Raw genomic sequence first — 15,491 nt, 5'->3', positions numbered from 1 at the left:
ATCGCCCACTGCCGCGAGCAGGCCACGGCCAACGCCCGCCTGCTGGCCATCCCAGGCGCGGCTGAGCTGGTCGATCTATGCCCCGCAGACATCTACAAATCCGAACAATCCATCTGGAACCGCTTGACCGGGTCTACCGCGTTTGAAACCCGCGCCAGCTGCCGCGCCGATTTCCTGACCTGTCTGGACGCATGCACAGACAACGCCGATGCGCGCGCCTGCCTACAGGTGAGCATCCTGCTTGAGCAGACGGACAACGACGACCTGAAGCTTGCCGCACGCTACGGCCACGCTGTGGCCTGTGCTGGCGGCCAACGATCAGGCTGTACCAACCGCGGCGGCGGTATTCGCAATGTCCGTGTCGACGGCGACCGCCTGTCCCAGCTGTCCTTGGACGAAAAGGCCAGTTGTCTCTTCGACCCCTTTACTTTGCCGTGCAAAGACGGCGACGCTTGGGGCTGTGCGATGCTGGGACAGGCCTATCTCCAGGGCGAAAGGACCGCCGAAAACACCACCCGCGCGGCCACATTATACACCCAAACCTGCACGATGGTGGCGGGGCCTGAGGTGTCTTCCTGCGCCTTTGCAACCCGCAGGCTGGACCAGATCGGCCAAAACTAGGCTGAGCGTTCAGACGGGCTGGCCATCACCGGCCCGTCCATCAAATCCTCGATAAACAGGCTCAACAATTGGGAGCGTCCGCTGACCCCCGCCTTGCGGTAAATCGCATTGGTCTGCGCTTTGACCGTGCCCTCGGACGTCTCACGCAGGCCAGCAATCTCAGCCGTGGACATGCCCTTGATGGAAAACAGCGCCACATCCCGTTCCGCGCTGGTCAAATCCCAAGTCGAGAATTTCTCATCCACCAGTTCCATAAACGCCCCCGACGCCACCCGCAGTTGGTCTTCGATGCGTGCCGTGCGTCGATGCATCTCGCGCATGACATAGACCGATATCGCGACCCCGAGGACCAGCCCCACAATCGCGCCGATTTCAATCACTTCGTGCAGGCGCCAACTGAGGGGTGACAACCCCAGCACGGACACCAACACATCCCACGAGAAGAAAACCGCGCAGAGGATTTGCACAGTGAAAATCACATAAAGAAGGGTCGGACGGGACATTGTCTGATCTTACCTAGTCATCATCGTCATCGTCATCATAGTCATCGTCGTCGTCGGCATCGTCATCATCGTCGTCGTCCCGGTCGTCATCGTCGTCCCGGTCGTCATCGTCGTCCCGGTCGTCGCCGTCGTCTCGGTCGTCGCCGTCGTCTCGGTCGTCCCCATCATCGTCGTCGCCGTCATCATCAGATGCCTCCCCGTCGTCGCCGTCATCATCCGCAGCGTTTGCGCCCGATGACCCGCCGTTGCCGCCAAACCCGCCGTTTGGATTGACCAATCTGGGGGCTGCGCTGCTGCTGCCATCAATCTCTTTCCAGTAATCGCGCAGGATCACGCCGGTGGATGGCACAAAAACAATCTCGCGTCGGTGCGTGTCGCTGACCGCAACCACGCGGATACGGCCCAGTAGGGTCCGGTTGACCTCAATCTGGCCAAATCCTTGATCCCGCAACTGGCTGACAACCTGATCCTGAACGGACTGGGCCGCACCAGCCATCGGGGCTGCCGCGAGAAAAAGTGCGAGGGCGATAGGTCTAAACATCTTGCGTCCTTCTTGATGGGCCCCGCCATAGGCGGGACCCCTTGTGTGGCCTGTTCAGGCCTTAATCGTCGTCTTCATCGTCATCATCTTCGTCTTCGTCGTCATCATCATCGTCGTCATCATCATCGTCGGCTTCGTCTTCGTCATCTTCGTCGTCATCGTCATCGTCCTCATCGCGGTCATCAGCGTCGTCGTCATCCAGATCATCGTCATCGTCATCGTCATCGTCATCCAGATCATCGTCATCAAGGTCGTCGTCATCAAGGTCGTCGTCATCGCCGTCGTCCAAGACCCACTCTTGCGACACGATCAGACCAGTCTCTAGATCATAGATCACTTCATAGGTCCGGCCATCCCGTTCGGCCTCAACTTCAAGCTCGGACCCATCGCGATCAAATTCGATCTCGTCGAACCCTTGCGCCAGCAACTGCGCTTCGATCTGCTCTTCCGCGCTTTGAGCGAAAGCTGGCAGCGCCGCGAGGGACATCAGGGCGGTGGAAATCATCAGTGTCTTTTTCATGTCGTGTTCCTTTCTGAACTGGTCATCCAACGCGGCCAATCCGCGCCGTTGCCCTGACATGAAGCGTTTTTTGTGGCATCCTCTATTGGTATTCGGTTTATTCGGGCGCCCGTAAACCCGCGAAATATCCGTCTAAACCTCAGTTTATGCCCATCCAACAAAAACGCCCGCCTTGGCGATCAAACCAAGACGGGCGGCATTTGAGACGGGGTCTTAGGGGGGTTACTGGACGCTGCGCCCCTCGGGGCCATCCATGTCAAACCCAAGGTGACGGGCCACCGTAAAGATATCCTTGTCGCCGCGGCCACACATATTCATGACCAACAAGTGGTCCTTTGGCAGCTCCGGCGCGATCTTCATGACATGGGCCAACGCGTGGCTGGGCTCCAACGCTGGAATGATGCCTTCCAGCGCGCAAGACAGCTGGAACGCCTCCAACGCCTCAACATCGGTAATCGAGACATATTTCGCGCGGCCAATCTCGTGTAGCCAGCTGTGTTCCGGCCCAATGCCCGGATAATCCAGACCTGCGGAAATCGAATAGCCTTCCAAAATCTGCCCGTCATCGTCTTGCAACAAATAGGTCCGGTTGCCGTGCAGCACACCAGGACGACCGCCCGTCAACGACGCGCAATGTTCCATCTTTGCATTCACGCCTTTGCCGCCGGCCTCGACCCCAATGATGTTGACGCTTGTGTCATCCAGAAACGGGAAAAACAGCCCCATGGCGTTGGACCCGCCACCGATGGCCGCAATGATCGTGTCTGGCAAACGCCCCTCGGCGGCCTGCATCTGTTCCTTGGTTTCCTTACCAATGATGGCCTGAAAATCACGGACCATGGCCGGATAGGGGTGCGGCCCAGCAACGGTGCCGATGCAATAAAACGTATCGCGCACATGGGTCACCCAGTCGCGCAATGCGTCGTTCATGGCGTCTTTGAGGGTCCCACGACCAGAGGTCACAGGGATCACTTCCGCGCCCAAAAGCTTCATACGGAACACATTCGGAGCCTGACGTTCCACGTCATGGGCACCCATATAAACAACGCACTTCAGCCCGAATTTGGCACAGACCGTGGCCGTCGCGACACCGTGCTGGCCCGCACCGGTTTCTGCAATGATCCGCGTTTTGCCCATGCGGCGCGCCAGAATAATCTGGCCCAGCACGTTGTTGATCTTGTGGGCCCCGGTGTGGTTCAGCTCATCACGTTTGAGGTAGATCTTCGCACCGCCCAAATGCTCGGTCAGTCGTTCTGCAAAATACAAAGGCGACGGGCGGCCCACGTAATGGGTCCACAGATCGTGCATTTCCGCCCAGAAACTGTCGTCCGTCTTGGCGTGCTCATACTGTTCCTCAAGTTCAAGGATCAGCGGCATCAAGGTCTCAGACACAAAGCGCCCGCCGAAATCACCAAACCGGCCCTTTTCATCGGGGCCATTCATAAAGGAATTAAACAGATCGTCAGGCATTGCGCGTCTCCCTACCAGGCTGGGCATGAATATAACGCCCCGCCGTCATGGTAAAGCGCAACACTGCCGCAGGGCGCAGACTTTCCTTGAAAGTCTGTCCTCAAATCCTCCTTGAGGATTTGACCCCGTCCACCGTCATCCGAACCGGATCACAATTGCAGAAAATGACCACCTGACCTGCATTTTCGACCGCTGAAAATCCGCGCCGCCGCAGTTCACGTTCAAACAAATCGCGACCGACCATGTTTTCCATATCGCGCACGCGGCGCCGCACAACGCCACCATCACGGGCTGCCTTTGCATCAAACAGGTGACGGAACCACATGGCTGGCGTCTGGGGAATCAAAGCATGTTTCATGCTTTGACCCTGCCCCGATCACGGTAAACGCGGGGTTAAAGGTCAGCGACCGCCTGCCCAAATGCCGCGATCTTTGCAGGGTCTTTCACACCGGGCGAACTTTCCAACGAAGACGACAAATCCACCTGACGCGCACCTGTCAACCGCACGGCTTCACCGACGTTATCGGGCGTCAGCCCACCGGCCAGCATCCACGGTTTCGTCCAGTATTTTCGATCCGCCAAAAGCCGCCAGTCAAACGACAGGCCATTTCCGCCCGGCAAATCGCCCCCTTTGGGGGGCTTGGCGTCGATCAACAGCTGGTCGGCGACCTCGGAATAGACGTCGATCTTGGTCAGATCGCCTGCGTCAGCCACGCCTATGGCTTTCATCACAGGCAGCCCGTAGCGCGCGCGCACGTCTGCCACACGTTCAGGTGTCTCGGACCCATGCATCTGCACCATATCAATCGCCACGCGGTCCAGCAGGTCATCCAGAAAGGCATCGTCGGCGTTCACCACCAAGGCAACTTTCACGATGCCCATGGGCACCTCAACCGCGAGGGCCGCAGCCTCGTCTATGGTGACATTGCGCGGGGATTTTTCGAAAAACACGAAGCCTACGTAGCCCGCCCCAGCCTGCGCCGCAGCCGCAACATCTTCGGCGGTCCGAAGACCGCACATCTTGATCCGAATGTCAGTGGACATGGAAATCAGCTGGCTTTGTCGAGCAAGGCGACGACTTCGTCCTTGCCTTCGTGCTTTTGATCTTTCAGCGCATCGATCTCACGCTGCAGGGCCTCAACCTTTCGGGATTTGGCTCGGGCATCAGACCGCATGTTGTGCTCACGCACCCATTCCCACAAGAACCCGATCAACAGGCCGATGCCGACACCGATAAACAGCGCCATAAACATGGGCAGCTGGATATCAGGCGAAATGCCGAGCGGGCCTGCCAGAACCTCAGGCATAGCGCGCAGTGTTACGATATCGCGGTTGGCCATCCCGAGGATGACCAAACAAATGGCCACAAGGCCCCAGAACGTCAGTTTGATATATTTCATATCGCCTACTTACTTCCCGTTTAGCCGGTCCCGCAAGAGCTTACCAGTCTTGAAAAACGGCACGTGTTTCTCGTCTACCTGAACGGCTTCCCCCGTCCGCGGGTTCCGTCCCAATCGCGCATCGCGCTTTTTCACCGAAAACGCGCCAAAGCCGCGCAGTTCAACACGGTCGCCTTCGGCCATGGCCTCAATGACGCGGTCAAAAATGGTGTTCACAATCCGCTCAACGTCACGTTGGTAAAGGTGCGGGTTCTCTTCGGCAATCTTATCGATCAACTCGGAACGGATCATAATATCTTCCTCTTGCGGCAGTCTTTTCGGGGGCCTTCAATACACCCCCCTGACGCAGAACTATAGGACGGATTGCCCAACCAAGAAAGAACGACATACGGGGAATTGCGTGCGATATCAGTCGTTTTCGTGAAAGATTCACGTTCAATGCAGCCGACATCTACGCTGCAGTGCAAAAAGAAGGGTCGGATCGGCCCCGCCTTTGGTTGCGATTCGCACACCCGTCATACGCAAAAGCCCCGCCGGTTTTCACCAACGGGGCCCTGCAATGTCAGCGCTTAAAAGCGACGATTACTCGTCGTCGCCTTTGTTCAGCGCGGCGCCGAGGATATCACCCAAGGACGCACCAGAATCGGAGGAGCCGAACTGCTCAACCGCTTCTTTTTCTTCCGCGATCTCACGTGCTTTGATCGACAGACCCAAACGGCGGGTCTTGGCGTCGATGTTGGTCACACGCACGTCGACCTTGTCGCCCACGCCGAAACGCTCAGGGCGCTGCTCGGCACGGTCACGGGACAGATCGGAACGACGGATGAAGGATTTCGCACCTTCATAGTCGACCTCGATGCCGCCGTCTTCGATCTTCGTGACTTCCACCGTGATGATGGACCCACGTTTCACGTCGCCGGTTGCATCTGCAAACGGATCACCGTCCATGGCTTTGATGGAGAGCGAAATACGCTCTTTCTCGACGTCCACTTCGGTGACCTTGGCATTGACCATGTCGCCCTTGCGGTAGTCGCCGATCACGTCTTCGCCACGGCCTTCCCATGTCAGGTCGGACAGGTGAACCATGCCGTCGATGTCGCCTTCGAGGCCAACAAACAGACCGAATTCGGTGATGTTCTTGACTTCACCTTCGACTTCCGTGCCCTCGGGGTGGGTTTCTGCAAACACTTCCCATGGGTTACGCTGGGTCTGCTTGAGGCCCAGAGAGACGCGGCGCTTGGCTTCGTCGATTTCCAGCACCATGACTTCCACTTCCTGAGAGGTGGAAACGATCTTGCCGGGGTGTACGTTCTTCTTGGTCCAAGACATCTCGGACACGTGAACCAGACCTTCAACGCCAGCTTCAAGTTCAACAAACGCACCGTAATCGGTGATGTTGGTCACGCGGCCCGTGTGGACAGAATCCAGCGGGTACTTGGCGGCCACGGCATCCCATGGGTCTGCCTGCAGCTGCTTCATGCCGAGGCTGATGCGATGCGTGTCTTTGTTGATCTTGATCACCTGAACCTTGATCGTCTCACCGATGGAGAGGATCTCGGACGGGTGGTTCACACGGCGCCATGCCATGTCTGTGACGTGCAGCAGGCCGTCTACGCCGCCCAGGTCAACGAACGCACCGTATTCGGTGATGTTTTTGACCACGCCGTCGACTTCCTGACCTTCGGTGAGGTTGCCGATGACTTCAGCGCGCTGTTCGGCACGTGATTCTTCAAGGATGGCACGACGGGACACAACGATGTTGCCACGACGACGGTCCATTTTCAGGATCTGGAATGGCTGCTTGAGACCCATCAGAGGGCCCGCATCGCGCACGGGGCGCACGTCCACTTGGGAGCCGGGCAGGAACGCAACAGCGCCGCCCAGATCGACAGTGAAGCCGCCTTTGACGCGACCAAAGATTGCGCCTTCGACGCGCTCTTCGTCTGCATATGCTTTCTCAAGGCGATCCCATGCTTCCTCACGGCGGGCCATCTCACGGGAGATGACAGCTTCGCCACGGGCGTTCTCGGAGGAGCGAAGGAACACTTCGACATCGTCACCGACAGCAATTTCAGGGGCTTCGCCAGGGTTTGCGAATTCTTTGACGTCAACGCGGCCTTCCATTTTGTAGCCGACGTCGATGATGGCCTGGCCATTTTCGACTGCGATGACTTTACCTTTTACGACGGAGCCTTCTTGCGGCGTGTCGATTTCGAAGCTTTCGTTCAGGAGTGCTTCAAACTCATCCATTGATACGTTCTGAGCCATGTGGCGTCTGTTTCCTGGTATCTGTGTTGGCCTGCGCGAGGGGGTCGCCCCCGCCGGACTTGGTTTCAAAAATGTTGGGGGGTCTTCAAACACCAAACAGGGCCGGAAACTCCGACCCTGCCCGTTGTGTGTTCTGACGACCCATCAACTGTGCGCGCGTATAGGGCGGAATGGCGTGTGAGGCAAGGGGTTGTCCCTTAGGGGACAGATCAGATGCGAAAAGGGCAACCAATGCCGGCTGCCCTTTGATACATTCTTGACCGCCCATTTCAGGCCCCGGCCTTAAAACCCGTAAGAGATCCGCAGGCCAAAAGTCTCGGAATCGAATGTCCCACCACCCAAGGCTGTATCAACCTCGGTCTCGATCGCCAGATATTCCGCACTCAGCCGCAGATTATCAGTCATGGCGTATGCCACACCTAAACCGATCAGCGTTTCGTCAGCGTCCACGCTGCCCCGCTGACCCGAAACCGACAGGTCAGTCTGACCAACACCAACAGTCGCGTAGGGCATCACCTGCCCCAGATCGTAGCCCGCAATCGCCTTCAGACGCAGGCTGTCTGCGTCCAAGTCCGCCGAGTTCCCGCTAACCGAATAGGTGCTAAGCATGTATTCCATTTCACCACCGATGACGAATGACCCGAGGTCACGCAAATACCCGGCATGGACACCGTAGCCTTCGACATCGCCATCAATCCCGTTTGCCTCAACCGACCCAACTGCCGCCTGACCGCCGACATAAAACCCGGTCCAGTCAAACGGGATGGTCGTTGGCACAACGGGGACCGCAAGCGGCTCTGCAATAATTGGTTCAGATAGGTTTCCCGCCCATGCGACGCCGCCGATCATGGCAAAGGTTAAAGCGGCAATAGAAGTTCTCAGCATTTCATATCCTCATAGAATTGGGTCAGTGCGACCGATGAGGAGTCCCTATCGCAGCCAAAATTAAGTTTCAATATGAAACTTAATTATTCCTAATGACGCCGCCAAACCCCATCAGTTTTGCCTGTAAACAAAAGGCCCAACCTATCTTAAGTGCGCATTAGGCACTAATATCCCTTGACACGGCGGCCTGCGGTCTATCTGCATCGGATAAGGAAAGCACTTCATCACTCGGGGAAGGACGATGGCAAAATTAAGCGACATGGCGCGCCTGAAAGAGCTTCTTTTGAGCATGGAAAAAGACCTCGGCATGGATGATCTCAGTGGTGTACAGAAAAACATCGTTTATGCCGCGACCATGCTGGTGAACAAAAAGGACGAGTTCGAAACAGAAGCGATCCGCAATCACGCCCTTCTACGTGACGTGTCGCGCAGCAGCTTTTTCAGGGCGCTCAAAAACCTCACCGACGCCGGATATATCAAACACCGCGATGGCACCCAGCGCGCATCCTATCAACTTTTGAAAAAGTAAGCGGCTGCACACCCTATGCTGTCTCGATTTCATCACGTCACGATGACCTTTATCGTGGTGTCCATCGCCTACATCTTGGCCTCATTTGTCGCGCTCGGCGTGCTGGCGCCGCTTTATGAACCCTATACGGCCGACATACCGCCCTACGTGAACTTGGTGTTCCTGCCCCATGGTGTGCGCGTTCTGGCCGCGTGGTTATTGGGCTGGCGCGCCATCCCGTATCTTTACCCATCAACGTATCTGTGCGCGTTGATTTATGCGGAACCGACAGGATTGTTCGGAGAAGCGGTGCTCGGCCCGATGATTGGCCTAGTGGCCACAGTCTTCATATTCTGGTGCGCCAAAAAACTGCGCTCGGACCTGCGCGAGGCCCTAGAGGGTCCCGCGAACTGGCGTGATATCATGTTGATCGGCTGCCTTGCATCGGTCGTCAACATGACGATGATCGCCCTTGGCACAGGTGACTGGAATCTAGGAATTTTAGGCATTTTTTTTGGCGATGTGACGGGAATGATCGCCTGCATGATGGTCCTGATGATCGCATTCAAGATGATGCGCGGCCCTCAATCCTAGTGCTCAGCCCCCAACCCAACAAAAAAGGCCGCGCATCCCTTTCAGGATGCACGGCCTCGCAAAACTCTCGAAGATCAACCGTCCTCAGTTGGCCCACCGGCTTCTTTCCAGCCTGGAAACCCGCCAATATTCGTGACGTTCTGATAGCCCATGTCGATTAGCGTCTTGCCAGACAACGCTGCCTGACCACCCGCGCCGCAGATCAGATAAATCTCCGCGTCTTTCTGAAACACCGGATCATACAACGCTCCACCGCTGGATCGGCCTTGAACTCGATCATACCGCGCGGGATGCGATGGGCGCCTTTGATCGTGCCGCTTTTGGCAATATCGCCGCTGTCACGCACGTCGATGAACGTCCCACCACCCGCGTTATATTTCGCGATGGCCGCTTTCGCGTCCAGTTTGGGCACCACGGCGTTGGCTTCATTAAGATAGTCTTTCGCGGATTTCATGTCGCATCTCCTTTGATATTCACCATTTCACGTAACCCACCTGCGTCACAATACAACCGTCTGGGTCGGCGGGCGGGCGCATTTGCTCCGTCAGGGGCAAACAGTCCCGCACGGCAGACCCTACTCGTCGCCGATCATTAAGGCGTCCACGCTTTCAATCTCCGGCATGGCGCGGCCAGCGATCCCTTGCAAATCCCCGTGCATGCCCACGGTCGACGCGATCACCAGATCAATCTGCTTGGCGCGCAGGGCCCATGACCGCTCCATGAACTTGCGTTCTTTGGCCAGTTCCACCTGCATGTCTTCAAACTTCTCGACAATGGCATCCACCCGCTGTTTGAACTGCGTGCCGGTCAGATAGTCATAAACCAACTCCGCCTTCGTCTCTTGCCCCATGGCGCGCGATTTCGCCCCCGCCACCTCCAGCAATCCCTGCCGCAACGATGTGGCCAATGGCACCGCATAGCGCGGCGCGCAGACCCAGATGCCGTTGACGATGCCGAAACTTTCCACCCCGTCTGGCAGCGCGGCTGAGGTGATGACCGCGATCTCGCACCCCGCTTCCCGCTGGTCATTGCGCAACTTGGCCAGCCATGCGGGCGACCAGTTCTTGGTGCGCTTGCTTTCCCACAAAATGCTGCCCGCCACGCCCGATTGCGTCATCACGTCCTGACGCACATCGGCCCCGTTCACGCCTTTGCCTACGGGCGTAAATCCGTCCATCGGAAAGGCCTGCGCCAACGTGTCTTCAAGAACCATCTCCGCTGCTTCCCCTTGGGTTTGCATCGACCCTTGGGTGGCGCGTTTTTGCAAATCCTCGATCCGCTTGGTCAGGGCATCAATCTTTTGCGCCTGCTCTGCCTCTTTCAGCGACGCCTTTTCCTGCGCCTCTTTCGCCAGTTTCTCCGCCATGTCCGCCCGTTCAGAGGCGAGCATCTTTTGCACCGTCACGTCCAACTCCGCCTCACGGTCGGCCAACGCCTGTTCGCGCCGCATCGCTGCCGCTTGCGCGGCCTGCGCCTCGCGCAGTTTGGCGTCCTGCACCTTGACCCTTTCGGCCAGCGCCGCCTGCTCTGTCGCGGCTTCGGCCTTTGCGGCCTCCAACGCTGCGCGCTTGGCGTCTTCGACCGCACGGGCTGCCTTCTCCTCTTGGCGCGCCAAAGTCTCGGCAAAGCGTTTTTGATTGTCCGCCAACAGGGGACCGGCCAGTTGCTCTGTTAGTTCAATCTCGTTTGAACAGGTGGGACAGGTGATTTTCAGATCGGACATCGGCGTTCTCCTCATGGTCGGGGTCAAGGGGTAGCACGCAAAATCCGAACGCACCATGAACATCGAAGCCCCATTGCGTCCGGGATCCCACCCCCTATTGTGCGCGCCATGCGCTGCCTGACTGCCATTCTGGCCCTGATGCCCCTGACCCTCACGGCGGGTGACGACCTGCATCCGCGCCTGTTTAATTATGACGCGACGCTGGCCACCTGCATCAGTGATCCAAACGCGCCCGATCTGGCGCAATCCTGCGCAGACGCTCTGACGTCAGCCTATATCCTGCGCCGCGCTATCGCCCGTGCGGCGGCCTTATGCACGGACCTGCCGCTGCAAGACTGCCCTGCCCCGTTTGAGGACGAGGGCCTGCCTGCCATCGCCGTGCGCATCGCCACCGATGTGGGCTGCGACGCCACGCCTGTAGCCGATTTGGACGGCACACCACTTTCACCCGATCACTGTATTTCCATCGCGGCGGACATCATGTTCGACGAAGGCGTGGTGCCGCTGGACACGGGCCTTGCCTGCATCCGGGGCCACGATTGTGCCGACATCGCGGCCCTCAACGCCGCGTTCTGGACGCAAACCGTCACGGCACTTGCCAGCGATGACCCCACGATCCGCGATCTGCAAACCCGTAACGCCACCGCCTGCGCGGCAGAGGCCACACCGACCGCCACCCAGACCTGCATTGCCACCCGTAGCACGGACCTCTGGGCCGATATGATGAACGAGGACCGCTAACCATGGGTGAACTTTATCTGGTGCGCCACGGCCAAGCCAATTCCGGTGCGAAGACCGAAGAAGAGTACGATAGGCTGTCAGACCTCGGCCACCGTCAGGCGCAGCTTTTGGGCACGTGGATGCGCGATCACGAAGCGCCCTTCGATCAGGTCCTTGCCGGGTCCATGCGCCGTCACCGCGAAACAGCGCAGGGCATGGGCTACACCCCGGACATCACCGACCCGCGCCTGAACGAAATGGAATATTTCGCATTGGCCCGCGATATGCTGACGGAACACGGGGTCAATCCTCCCTCCACGCCTGAGGATTTCGCCGCCCACATGCCCCAGACCTTGGCCGCGTGGGAACAGGCCACCATCAAAGGAGGGGAGCCGTTCGCCACGTTCGAGGCCCGCATCATGGCCGCCCTGTCCGAGGCCGCGAAACCGGGCAAACGGGTGTTGTGTGTAACGTCAGGCGGGGTGATTTCCATGGTGATGCGCGTGGCGCTTGGCCTCAGCACTGATCAAATGGCGCATATGTTGCTGCCAATTTACAATTCATCCCTGCACAAATTCCGCATCCGGCCCGAGGGAACGTTTCTGACGGCCTTCAACGCCATCCCCCATCTGGACCCTCCCCATCTGGCCGATCACCGTACCAACCTGTAGGCGCGCAAGCGCAGGTCAGATATCCTGGCCGCGCCCCAAAAGATCCTCAAACAGGTCCTGAAAAATCTCGGTTGAATCGCCGCCGTTGAACACATTGGCCCCACCGGAATAGAGCGTCCCATACGTCCGGGCGAGGTTCACCGTCTGCACCAACCCCGACAACAGTTGTTCACGTTCCAGCGGGCTGAGAGGGTGAATGAACACGCCCCAAACACGGCCCTGCGCCACGGCGTAGCGAGCATCGAGCGCCGTGTCGAAATTGGCCTGCATCATGCGCGACATTTCCTCCGCTGAGACATCTTCAACACTGGCGATGGGCACCATCGCGCGCATCCGGTCGGCACCGGGCGCCATGACGATCAGTACGGGGATGTCCTCCAACGTCAGTTCAATCCCACCAGGGGTCAGCTGCGCGTCGGGATCAATATCCAGCACGATTTCGGCAATGCGTTGGGCCGTCATCGCCCCCTCTTGGGCAAAAACGGGGGCGGCAAAACAGATGACGATCGATAGTATGGCAGCGCGAAACATAGGACGGGAACCTCAATCTAGGGTGGGTTCCATCAGGTTAGCCCAAGGGCTCATCACTCACAAAGCACCGCTGCGTGACTGCTCCACCAAAGCGATGGCCTGCGCCACGGCTTCCTCAATTGAAAGGGTCGATGTGTCCAACAGGGCCGCGTCGTCAGCGGCCACCATCGGGGCCTCTGCCCGACCGGCATCGCGCGCATCGCGGGCCTTCACGTCTGCCAGAACCTGATCGTAGGTGTCCGGCTGTCCCTTGCCCGACAATTCCTTGAAGCGCCGCGCGGCGCGTGTTTCGGCGGAGGCTGTCACGAACAACTTCGCATCGGCATCGGGGCAAATCACCGTCCCAATGTCGCGCCCGTCCAAAACGGCGCCGCCCTCACGGCGTGCAAAATCGCGCTGAAACGCCACCAACGCCGCACGGACATCGGCAATCACGGCCACCTTGCTGGCCGCCTGCGCCACAGCCGAGGTCCGCAAATCGCCTGCGTCCAAATCCTGCGCCGTCAAGGTCTGGGCCGCCTCAACCGGGTCCAGCCCGTCCAATACACGCTTGCCCACCGCACGGTAGAGCAGCCCCGTGTCCAGATGCGCAAAGCCGAAATGCGCGGCCACCGCCTTGGATATCGTGCCCTTGCCTGCCGCCGCAGGGCCGTCAATCGCCACACAAAATGTCATCGCGCCCACCTCAAATGCACCAGCAAGACCAGCGCACACAGATAAAGCGACGAAAACTTCGCCATGGTCAGATGACTCGCCACCTCAACCCATGTGTCCTGGGGCGAGCCAAGAATACGCGCAATCGCGGCGTTTTCACCCAGATCAATCGCCGCATAAATCACTGCAAGAAACGCCACCGCATAGCGCATCCAGCCCCCACGCCAGCCTGTCAGGATCAGCCATGCCGCGAAGGCCACAACGAACACGCGGTCCCAAACGGTCAAGACCTGCCCATAGCTTGCCAAACCCTCGGCCCGCAACGCGCCGGTGAACCCCGCGATACTGTCAGCGGTATATCCCATCAGGCGAAAGTCCGGCGGCCAGTGCCAATCCGCACCGGGCAACACCGACACATACAAAAGCGCTCCACAGACCAGATAGCTGACCAAAGCCACCCAACCCAAAGTGCGCCGTGCGCCGATCATCCGCGGTTCGTCCGCTTAATGCCTGCGCCCAGCTGGGTCATCAGACCCTCAAAAATCGGGAAAGACGTGGCAATAGGGCCGCCATCATCCACGGTCATGGGCTTTTCCGTGGCCAGCCCCATCACCAGAAACGACATGGCAATCCGGTGATCCAGACGGCTTTCGACAGTGGCTCCACCGGGCACGTTGCCAAAGCCGCGACCAGTGACGATCCACCAATCCTCGCCCTCGTCGACGTCCACACCCGCCGCACGGAGGCCCTTGGCCATGGCATCGATCCGGTCGCTTTCCTTGACGCGCAATTCCTTGACGCCGCGCATAACGGTCTGACCTTGGGCAAAAGCCGCCACCACCGACAACACAGGATATTCATCAATCATCGATGCGGCACGTGCGGGCGGCACTTCGATGCCGCGCATATCCGGCGAATACTTCGCCCGAAGGTCCGCCACAGGTTCCCCGCCCTCTTCGCGCATGTTCTCAAACGTCAGATCCGCGCCCATCTCTTGCAAGGTATAGAACAGCCCGGCGCGCGTGGGGTTCAGCCCGATGTTGGGCACCAAAACGTCCGATCCTTCGGACAACAGCGCCGCACACACCGGAAACGCGGCAGAGCTGGGATCGCGCGGCACCACGATCGTCTGCGGCGCAAGTTCCGGCTGGCCAGTCAAAGTGATGACGCGGCCCTCGTCCGTATCTTCTACGGTCAGTTCTGCGCCGAAGCCCGCCAACATCCGCTCCGTATGATCGCGGGTGGCCTCTTTCTCGATCACGACCGTCTGGCCCGGCGCGTTCAGCCCCGCCAGCAGAACCGCCGATTTCACCTGCGCCGACGGCACCGGCACCACATAGCGCACTGGCACAGGCGCCGACGCCCCCACCAATGTCATCGGCAACCGCCCGCCTGCGCGCCCAACGGCCTGACAGCCGAACAGCGCCAACGGGTCCGTCACCCGCCCCATGGGCCGCGAATTCAGCGACGCATCGCCCGTGAACGTGACCGCAATATCAGACGTCGCCATGGTTCCCATGATCAGCCGCACACCGGTGCCCGAATTGCCGCAATCAATCACTTGGTCAGGCTCCGCAAATCCGCCGACGCCCACACCATGCACAGACCATTCACCGCCACCGTGGTTGATCACCTCAGCGCCAAACGCCTCCATCGCGCGCCCCGTGTCCAGCACGTCCTGCCCCTCCAGCAGCCCGGTGATGCGCGTCTCGCCTACGGCCATAGCGCCAAGGATCAACGACCGATGGGAGATCGACTTGTCGCCAGGCACATGGGCCTCACCGCGCAGTGGCCCGCCCTTGCGGGAGGTCATCTGAATAGGGTCACCGTGGCTCGACATGATCTGGTCCTTCTAAACGTCACCACCTGATAAACCGCGCAT

20 protein-coding genes and 1 pseudogene are annotated in these 15,491 nt (G+C 59.0%); 5 read left to right on the top strand and 16 right to left on the bottom strand.

The features are described from left to right. The first annotated feature begins 123 nt into the window (after positions 1–123). Positions 124–621, top strand: a complete 498-nt coding sequence (locus tag ACTG36_RS08675) for a hypothetical protein (protein ID WP_439142024.1) — start codon at positions 124–126, stop codon at positions 619–621. Here the strand turns inward: ACTG36_RS08675 and ACTG36_RS08670 are convergent. The 10 genes from ACTG36_RS08670 to ACTG36_RS08625 all read right to left on the bottom strand — a co-directional run bounded on the left by ACTG36_RS08670 (position 618) and on the right by ACTG36_RS08625 (position 8,208). Then, complete coding sequence (locus ACTG36_RS08670) at positions 618–1,124, bottom strand: helix-turn-helix transcriptional regulator (protein ID WP_375279901.1); 507 nt, start codon at positions 1,122–1,124, stop codon at positions 618–620. The genes ACTG36_RS08675 and ACTG36_RS08670 overlap by 4 nt on opposite strands. Before the next feature lie 13 nt (positions 1,125–1,137). Continuing rightward, the gene (locus ACTG36_RS08665; protein WP_375279900.1) at positions 1,138–1,665 is read right to left on the bottom strand and encodes a hypothetical protein; all 528 of its coding nucleotides are present in this window, start codon (positions 1,663–1,665) and stop codon (positions 1,138–1,140) included. Between the two features lie 61 nt (positions 1,666–1,726). Further along, a complete protein-coding gene (locus tag ACTG36_RS08660) occupies positions 1,727–2,185 on the bottom strand; it encodes a PepSY domain-containing protein (RefSeq protein ID WP_375279899.1) in 459 nt (152 codons plus the stop codon). Positions 2,186–2,407: 222 nt separating this feature from the next. After that, complete coding sequence (gene trpB / locus ACTG36_RS08655) at positions 2,408–3,655, bottom strand: tryptophan synthase subunit beta (RefSeq protein ID WP_375279898.1); 1,248 nt, start codon at positions 3,653–3,655, stop codon at positions 2,408–2,410. A 100-nt stretch (positions 3,656–3,755) separates the two neighbouring features. Further along, complete coding sequence (locus ACTG36_RS08650; RefSeq protein ID WP_375279897.1) at positions 3,756–4,013, bottom strand: N-(5'-phosphoribosyl)anthranilate isomerase; 258 nt, start codon at positions 4,011–4,013, stop codon at positions 3,756–3,758. Positions 4,014–4,048: 35 nt separating this feature from the next. Then, positions 4,049–4,699, bottom strand: a complete 651-nt coding sequence (locus ACTG36_RS08645) for a phosphoribosylanthranilate isomerase (RefSeq protein WP_375279896.1) — start codon at positions 4,697–4,699, stop codon at positions 4,049–4,051. 5 nt (positions 4,700–4,704) lie between these two features. After that, on the bottom strand, positions 4,705–5,055 hold the full coding sequence (locus ACTG36_RS08640; protein WP_375279895.1) for a LapA family protein: 351 nt from the start codon (positions 5,053–5,055) through the stop codon (positions 4,705–4,707). A gap of 9 nt (positions 5,056–5,064) precedes the next feature. Then, the gene (ihfB, locus tag ACTG36_RS08635) at positions 5,065–5,346 is read right to left on the bottom strand and encodes an integration host factor subunit beta (RefSeq protein ID WP_375279894.1); all 282 of its coding nucleotides are present in this window, start codon (positions 5,344–5,346) and stop codon (positions 5,065–5,067) included. A 291-nt stretch (positions 5,347–5,637) separates the two neighbouring features. Next, positions 5,638–7,323, bottom strand: coding sequence for a 30S ribosomal protein S1 (gene rpsA, locus ACTG36_RS08630; protein ID WP_375279893.1), 1,686 nt, complete (start codon positions 7,321–7,323; stop codon positions 5,638–5,640). A 282-nt stretch (positions 7,324–7,605) separates the two neighbouring features. Further along, complete coding sequence (locus tag ACTG36_RS08625; protein WP_439142020.1) at positions 7,606–8,208, bottom strand: outer membrane protein; 603 nt, start codon at positions 8,206–8,208, stop codon at positions 7,606–7,608. A 259-nt stretch (positions 8,209–8,467) separates the two neighbouring features. On the opposite strand from ACTG36_RS08625, the gene ACTG36_RS08620 reads away from it, so the two are divergent. Both ACTG36_RS08620 and ACTG36_RS08615 read left to right on the top strand, forming a co-directional pair. After that, complete coding sequence (locus ACTG36_RS08620) at positions 8,468–8,737, top strand: MarR family transcriptional regulator (protein WP_375279890.1); 270 nt, start codon at positions 8,468–8,470, stop codon at positions 8,735–8,737. A gap of 54 nt (positions 8,738–8,791) precedes the next feature. Beyond that, entirely contained in the window at positions 8,792–9,310 is a 519-nt protein-coding gene (locus tag ACTG36_RS08615; protein ID WP_375279889.1) for a hypothetical protein, read from the top strand. 74 nt (positions 9,311–9,384) lie between these two features. Here ACTG36_RS08615 and ACTG36_RS08610 read toward each other — a convergent pair. Further along, positions 9,385–9,764: pseudogene (locus tag ACTG36_RS08610) on the bottom strand (rhodanese-like domain-containing protein). A 120-nt stretch (positions 9,765–9,884) separates the two neighbouring features. Then, positions 9,885–11,033 carry a DUF2130 domain-containing protein gene (locus tag ACTG36_RS08605; RefSeq protein WP_375279888.1) on the bottom strand — a complete coding sequence of 383 codons (1,149 nt, stop codon included), beginning with the start codon at positions 11,031–11,033 and terminating at the stop codon, positions 9,885–9,887. A 108-nt stretch (positions 11,034–11,141) separates the two neighbouring features. Between ACTG36_RS08605 and ACTG36_RS08600 the strand changes: the two genes are divergently transcribed. Together ACTG36_RS08600 and ACTG36_RS08595 are read left to right on the top strand one after the other, a co-directional pair. Then, a complete protein-coding gene (locus ACTG36_RS08600; protein ID WP_375279887.1) occupies positions 11,142–11,774 on the top strand; it encodes a hypothetical protein in 633 nt (210 codons plus the stop codon). Positions 11,775–11,776: 2 nt separating this feature from the next. Continuing rightward, positions 11,777–12,424, top strand: a complete 648-nt coding sequence (locus tag ACTG36_RS08595) for a histidine phosphatase family protein (protein WP_375279886.1) — start codon at positions 11,777–11,779, stop codon at positions 12,422–12,424. A 15-nt stretch (positions 12,425–12,439) separates the two neighbouring features. Here ACTG36_RS08595 and ACTG36_RS08590 read toward each other — a convergent pair whose 3' ends face one another. From ACTG36_RS08590 to aroA, 4 genes are read right to left on the bottom strand one after another with little or no spacing between them, the layout of a single operon-like run. After that, on the bottom strand, positions 12,440–12,955 hold the full coding sequence (locus tag ACTG36_RS08590; protein WP_439142017.1) for a hypothetical protein: 516 nt from the start codon (positions 12,953–12,955) through the stop codon (positions 12,440–12,442). A gap of 57 nt (positions 12,956–13,012) precedes the next feature. Then, positions 13,013–13,630 (bottom strand): (d)CMP kinase, encoded by a 618-nt coding sequence (locus tag ACTG36_RS08585; RefSeq protein ID WP_375279884.1) that lies wholly within the window; start codon positions 13,628–13,630, stop codon positions 13,013–13,015. Continuing rightward, entirely contained in the window at positions 13,627–14,097 is a 471-nt protein-coding gene (locus tag ACTG36_RS08580) for a hypothetical protein (protein WP_375279883.1), read from the bottom strand. The genes ACTG36_RS08585 and ACTG36_RS08580 overlap by 4 nt, the downstream gene beginning before the upstream one ends. Continuing rightward, positions 14,094–15,449, bottom strand: a complete 1,356-nt coding sequence (gene aroA, locus ACTG36_RS08575) for a 3-phosphoshikimate 1-carboxyvinyltransferase (protein ID WP_375279882.1) — start codon at positions 15,447–15,449, stop codon at positions 14,094–14,096. The genes ACTG36_RS08580 and aroA overlap by 4 nt, the downstream gene beginning before the upstream one ends. Positions 15,450–15,491 lie beyond the last annotated feature (42 nt).

It is taken from the genome of Pseudooctadecabacter sp. (assembly GCF_965657175.1).
Taxonomy (GTDB): domain Bacteria; phylum Pseudomonadota; class Alphaproteobacteria; order Rhodobacterales; family Rhodobacteraceae; genus Octadecabacter.
The sequence above is the reverse complement of the archived record's forward strand: the minus strand, read 5'-3'. Positions and strand labels throughout refer to the sequence as shown.

Bases quoted from the DNA above. Each gene is read 5' to 3' on its own strand.
- ihfB (WP_375279894.1), bottom strand. From the start codon at position 5,346: ATGATCCGTTCCGAGTTGATCGATAAGATTGCCGAAGAGAACCCGCAC.
- trpB (WP_375279898.1), bottom strand. From the start codon at position 3,655: ATGCCTGACGATCTGTTTAATTCCTTTATGAATGGCCCCGATGAAAAG.
- ACTG36_RS08580 (WP_375279883.1), bottom strand. From the start codon at position 14,097: ATGATCGGCGCACGGCGCACTTTGGGTTGGGTGGCTTTGGTCAGCTAT.
- ACTG36_RS08600 (WP_375279887.1), top strand. From the start codon at position 11,142: ATGCGCTGCCTGACTGCCATTCTGGCCCTGATGCCCCTGACCCTCACG.
- ACTG36_RS08585 (WP_375279884.1), bottom strand. From the start codon at position 13,630: ATGACATTTTGTGTGGCGATTGACGGCCCTGCGGCGGCAGGCAAGGGC.
- ACTG36_RS08645 (WP_375279896.1), bottom strand. From the start codon at position 4,699: ATGTCCACTGACATTCGGATCAAGATGTGCGGTCTTCGGACCGCCGAA.
- ACTG36_RS08670 (WP_375279901.1), bottom strand. From the start codon at position 1,124: ATGTCCCGTCCGACCCTTCTTTATGTGATTTTCACTGTGCAAATCCTC.
- ACTG36_RS08650 (WP_375279897.1), bottom strand. From the start codon at position 4,013: ATGAAACATGCTTTGATTCCCCAGACGCCAGCCATGTGGTTCCGTCAC.
- ACTG36_RS08605 (WP_375279888.1), bottom strand. From the start codon at position 11,033: ATGTCCGATCTGAAAATCACCTGTCCCACCTGTTCAAACGAGATTGAA.
- ACTG36_RS08660 (WP_375279899.1), bottom strand. From the start codon at position 2,185: ATGAAAAAGACACTGATGATTTCCACCGCCCTGATGTCCCTCGCGGCG.
- aroA (WP_375279882.1), bottom strand. From the start codon at position 15,449: ATGTCGAGCCACGGTGACCCTATTCAGATGACCTCCCGCAAGGGCGGG.
- ACTG36_RS08620 (WP_375279890.1), top strand. From the start codon at position 8,468: ATGGCGCGCCTGAAAGAGCTTCTTTTGAGCATGGAAAAAGACCTCGGC.
- rpsA (WP_375279893.1), bottom strand. From the start codon at position 7,323: ATGGCTCAGAACGTATCAATGGATGAGTTTGAAGCACTCCTGAACGAA.
- ACTG36_RS08590 (WP_439142017.1), bottom strand. From the start codon at position 12,955: ATGTTTCGCGCTGCCATACTATCGATCGTCATCTGTTTTGCCGCCCCC.
- ACTG36_RS08625 (WP_439142020.1), bottom strand. From the start codon at position 8,208: ATGCTGAGAACTTCTATTGCCGCTTTAACCTTTGCCATGATCGGCGGC.
- ACTG36_RS08595 (WP_375279886.1), top strand. From the start codon at position 11,777: ATGGGTGAACTTTATCTGGTGCGCCACGGCCAAGCCAATTCCGGTGCG.
- ACTG36_RS08640 (WP_375279895.1), bottom strand. From the start codon at position 5,055: ATGAAATATATCAAACTGACGTTCTGGGGCCTTGTGGCCATTTGTTTG.
- ACTG36_RS08665 (WP_375279900.1), bottom strand. From the start codon at position 1,665: ATGTTTAGACCTATCGCCCTCGCACTTTTTCTCGCGGCAGCCCCGATG.